Raw genomic sequence first — 721 nt, 5'->3', positions numbered from 1 at the left:
ATTTCGTATTTATTTTTTGGACAAGTGGCTAACTTGTTCTTGTAATTTTCGAAAAAAATATAATATAAAAAACGAAATTTTTAGCGCATTAACACACGGTATAGGTATTGTATTGAGTCTATTAGGATTTATTTTTCTTATTAGAAAAGCCGGTATGGATGGGTCATTACTTGAGTATGTTTCCTTTATAATATATGGAACATCTTTATGTGTCTTGTATACTTTCTCCACACTTTTTCATAGTTTATATTTTACTAAGGCACGTGAGGTATTTAGGATATTCGATCATAGCAGTATATATATTTTGATTGCAGGAAGCTATACGCCTTTTAGTTTATTAGTTATTAAAGGCTGGCTAGGAATATCAATGATAATTGTCATTTGGATTTTGGCAATTGTGGGTATTGTTATCAATGCAGTTTATCCGGGAAAATTGAAAAAAATAGAAACAATAATTTATATATTTATGGGATGGCTGTGCATTTTAGGTGGAAAACAAATATGGAATAATCTTGGTAGTCACGGTTTCTTCTTATTACTATTTGGTGGTATATCTTTCACATTAGGTGCAATTTTGTATAGTTTGAATGGTATAAAATATGCGCATGTAATTTGGCATATATTTGTACTTGTCGGAACGATATTAATGTATTTCTCAATTTATTTATATGGTAGATTGCAACAATTAATCGAATTTTTCGGACAAGTCACCAAAGAAGAC

General features: G+C 29.7%; 1 protein-coding gene. It reads left to right on the top strand.

All coding sequences use genetic code 11. The features are described 5' to 3' along the window. Positions 1-16: 16 nt before the first annotated feature. The coding region (gene trhA / locus FD33_RS09075) for a PAQR family membrane homeostasis protein TrhA (protein WP_156407836.1) at positions 17-721 on the top strand (705 nt) is incomplete at its 3' end.

The organism is Companilactobacillus paralimentarius DSM 13238 = JCM 10415 (assembly GCF_001434985.1).
Classification (GTDB): domain Bacteria; phylum Bacillota; class Bacilli; order Lactobacillales; family Lactobacillaceae; genus Companilactobacillus; species Companilactobacillus paralimentarius.
This window is presented reverse-complemented; position numbering and strand designations above follow the sequence as displayed.